Source organism: Halomonas sp. AOP30-A1-24 (assembly GCF_052378165.1).
GTDB lineage: Bacteria > Pseudomonadota > Gammaproteobacteria > Pseudomonadales > Halomonadaceae > Vreelandella > Vreelandella citrativorans.
The window spans coordinates 1-4094 of the sequence record NZ_JBQSXL010000058.1 but is presented as its reverse complement, the minus strand read 5'-3'; the positions used below and the strand labels follow the sequence as shown (position 1 = coordinate 4094).

Below are 4094 nucleotides of genomic sequence, written 5' to 3'. Positions count from 1 at the left end.
TATCCTCAAGCCTCAATTACTCCAACAGAGAAAGCACGTTCTGTGGAACCTGGTTCGCTTGGGCCAGTACAGACGTACCTGCCTGCTCCAGAATCTGTGCTTTGGTCATGTTGGCCACTTCCACCGCGTAGTCAGCATCCATAATACGCGAGCGGGCGGCAGAAAGGTGACGATTGGTTTCGTCATGATTTTCAATGATGGCTAATAGCCGGTTATTCAGAGCGCCAAACTCGCTGCGCTTGTTATCCACTTGGGCGATTGCTCGGTCTAATGTCGCCAGTGGATCAGCAGGGTTGCGGATGCGGCGTGCTTCATCTGTCTCACGTATTGTTACCGTGGTCAGGTTGTTATCCACGTTTGTACTCAGTGAACTACGCACTGGGTAATAAAGGATTACGTCACCGTTTCCATTAACGGTTTGCAGCAAATGCTCGCCTTTTTGGTTCAGCACGATGTTGGCTGTTTTCATCGCACCGCTGCCATTTGACAAGGCGTTTAAATTAAACACGTAACCATTTTCAGGCTCAGCTGCCATGACATCTTGATGCGTTGTGCCGTTTAACTCGACATAGTTAACCTGCACATTGGCATTACTCGGCTTAAAATGCACGAACGATGACCCAGCAACAAAAGGCTGGTCGGTGACCGCCCCCATTGGTGTACGCTCACTTACCACGGTGAACGTACTCTCCGAACCACCTGTTTGGCTGGTCACATCAGCGGGATAATACGCATACTGCTCCCCCGCCAACTGCTCTTCGACATAATAAGTGCTATTTAACTGTACTAGAGAGATGCTGCCGCTGTTGCTTTCATCCTGACCATCCAGAGTCAGGCTATAGTCCGCGCTGCCTTTTTGCACTGCTGGCATATAACGTACTTCACTAATGGGGCCTGGCATATCAGCCGGGGCTACATGCGTGTCTTCCAGCACCTGAGCCACCACACTTCGCTGGCTGTTATCCATGATAAGTTCAACGGGCGTATAGTCGCTCCCACGCGCTATCCAATACTCTCCTCCCGAACGTACGATATCCGCGCTACCTAACGGCCAACTATTGCCGTCCAAGTCGACAGCGCTTCGGGAGTATATAACTTCACCTAATGTGCGTTCAGTCACTGCCTCTCGAACATTAATCGTTACGTCGTTATTGCGGGTATCCGTATCGTGTGATGCGCTAATCGATACATTTTTAAGCTGCCCGCCATCGCCACCTAGCTGGATAACATCGCGGTTATTGAAGCGCACTAAATGTGGTTCGTTATCAGCAGGCACATAAGCAACGCGTGAATACTCCGCATCGTCGATAGGAATACGCGCCGAGCGGCCCGGCAGTGTGTCAGTATGCGTGATGGTGCCGGGTTCGCCCTGAAAGGTAAAATCCTTAAGCCCCAGTGTTTGCACACTAAAGCCGGGGGCGCCTAAATTAACGTTCAGGGTTTCGCCATCGTTGGCGCCTACTTGCAGGGAAAGATGCCCCGCTGTGCCATCCAGAAGCGGAATGCCGTTATATTCGGCAACCTGGTTCAAGCGCTCGATTTCCTTCAGGTTGAGATTAATCTCCGCCTGGATACGGTCGCCCATTTCGCCGTTATAAATTTCACTCAATCCCTGCACAGTAAGCTCACGGATACGCTGCAACTTACCGTTCACCGCCTCCAGCACGCCTTGTGCGGTTTGCGACAACGATATGCCATCGTTGGCATTACGCATCGCCATGCCGCGCCCGCTAATCTGGCTGGTCATGCGGTTAGCAATTGCCTGGCCTGCGGCATCATCCTTAGCGCCGTTGATACGCAAGCCGGATGAAAGGCGCTCCATGGATGTCGCCAGCGCAGACTGATTACGCTTCAGGTTCGCCTGGCCGTTCATAGATGGCAAATTGGTATGGATCGACGCCATTAACGGGCCTGCCTATTAGTAGTAATTACTTGCTTATCGGCCCGGCTATAAAAAACTTTACCAGTGAGTTACAAGAACTCAACTGGTCGTCAGGTATGGAGAGCTATTAACTCCCTCCCCTTATCCACAGAATCTATGCACACAACTAAAAAATCTGCCAAAAACACGTTTCAACACCTCACCGCGCGATACGGGGTTGAATGTTTCGCCTACGGCATGATTGATCCAGCAAGGTTGTCGACGCCGATAGCTGCCCTTTTTTTGGCTGACACGGTAGCGCTGTCCATGCAAGCTCTTGACCAGTCGAGCCTGTCAGCGCTGTGCAATGGCTGCAAGAGGGTTTGATGCAGGCATTCCATACACCTGCTTGCTGCCAATCCCGTCATCGTCGCCAGCAGGTGACGCCCGAACCACTCCTATTTTCTGCGGCAGTATGCGCCATGGAATGCCTGAACGAAGGACGAAAACAATGCCTGTCAGTGCAGTGCGATAGGCTATAGGTGACCTGCCGCCACGAGCACTGACTTGGGGCGTAGGTAACAGAAATGGCCCAAAGTTCGTCTGAAACAACCTTTGAAGTCATACGTTCAGGCTGCAAATGAGAAAGTCATTTTTCAAGGTTTTGAAATACGCTCTAACTCAAGCATAATTTTTCTAGATGCTTCATCAACCGTTTCTGCTTCTTCTTTGGTTAATATATCTTTCCAAATCCCCCTTCTATCTTGAATTGGCTGCTGCATTTGCCAAGCACGGCGCTCTAAGTGAGCTTGCTCACCCTTGCCATCAGTTTTTTGCGGATGGACGCCAAACCAGTCCTTTTTTGACTCATGGTAGTTAAGCATGGCTTGAGAAAATGGAACACCTAAAAAGTCACACATTTTTTGAATAGTGTTCTCGGTATCGATAACAACATCTTCATAGTGTATCAAAAGCGAATTTTTCTGCCTACTTACCTCCAGAGACTTCTTACTATCGTTTAGCCATCGATTCAATGCCTGAGAAAAATCGCCAGTACGATTTTTGATTGAAGCAACAACATCTTTTGCTTCTCTTGTCATTACTATAAATTTAGCATCAGTAAATCTCGCCATTATTTTTTCATAACAATACACATGGCGAGGTGTTTTTTCACAAAGCCAATCACTACACAACCCTCTGGCGAGCAACTCCTCTTTATACAAATCACTATCAATATCTTGGTTATCTAAAAACCAGCCTGTTTCTCTTTTAATCGAATATATAGCATCATTCTCGCCCAGAATCGTTGCAATCAATGTGGTGCCTGTATGCCCACAACCCACAACAAAGCAATGCTGTAAAGAAAAATCTACATTTTTATTTACAACTAAAGGCAATTGCTTATTTACTTTTTTAACATATTCATTTTCAAAACTATCAACCAGGAAAGTTTTTATCAAGCGAAGAGAAAAATCATAACTTCCATAAGCCTCATGTAAGATGAAAGCCATCTTTTTAACTTCATCTTCAGTGAGTTCAGTCACCCGGTTAATATCTTTCACATAAACTGCATCCGCAGTTGTCAATTGATTGATACCCTGATGAATTCCACCATTGATTTTCATCGGCGCATACAGGCGCCTTCTTTGCTCCAAAAGCGTGTGCAGCATAAAGCCATTTGCGCGCATCCATTGATCAATCTCAGCGAAAAGAGGCTGATTTTCATAAAGCTGTATGAAATTTACTTCAGTTTGAATAACCAATGCATTTTTTAGCTTATTTTCAGCATTTTTGAAAACATTTAATTCGCCGCCTTGAATATCAATTTTTAACCAATCGATATTCTGAATTTGAGCGACATCATCCAGCCGGACAGTATCGATTTCTTCGATCGATTTAACTTTCCCCCAAATCGGATAGCCCTGAAAGTGATCAAGCACCTGATTATTAGGTTTAAGTGTTGAAGTCATGCCTGAAGCTTGGCAGATATAAAGTTTAGTCCGCTCGCCGGTGCCAACCGCATGTGGTAGGTACGTTTCATTGGGGCCTTTCATCTCTAGCAGCTTTTGCAAGGCCTCTTTCTGTGGCTCAAAACCCACTAGACTCACCAAACCACGCTTAAGAAGCCCGGCATAAGGCGGCGTTCCATCAATAGGGTTTGCGCCGACATCCACTACCTGGATTGGCTCCTCAAGCTCCCACAAGTTTGTAGTTTTTTTATTCGTCTGTGCGC

Annotated in this window: 2 protein-coding genes and 1 pseudogene; all 3 read right to left on the bottom strand. The window is 47.0% G+C overall.

Features of this window, described 5'->3' with window-relative positions:
• Positions 1-16 precede the first annotated feature (16 nt).
• Positions 17-1903, bottom strand: coding sequence for a flagellin N-terminal helical domain-containing protein (locus ACT3TJ_RS17690; protein WP_444622820.1), 1887 nt, complete (start codon positions 1901-1903; stop codon positions 17-19).
• 257 nt (positions 1904-2160) lie between these two features.
• Positions 2161-2473: pseudogene (locus tag ACT3TJ_RS17685) on the bottom strand (transposase); the annotation flags it as partial.
• A 44-nt stretch (positions 2474-2517) separates the two neighbouring features.
• On the bottom strand, positions 2518-4094 hold a 1577-nt coding region (locus ACT3TJ_RS17680; RefSeq protein WP_444666102.1), incomplete at its 5' end, for an FkbM family methyltransferase.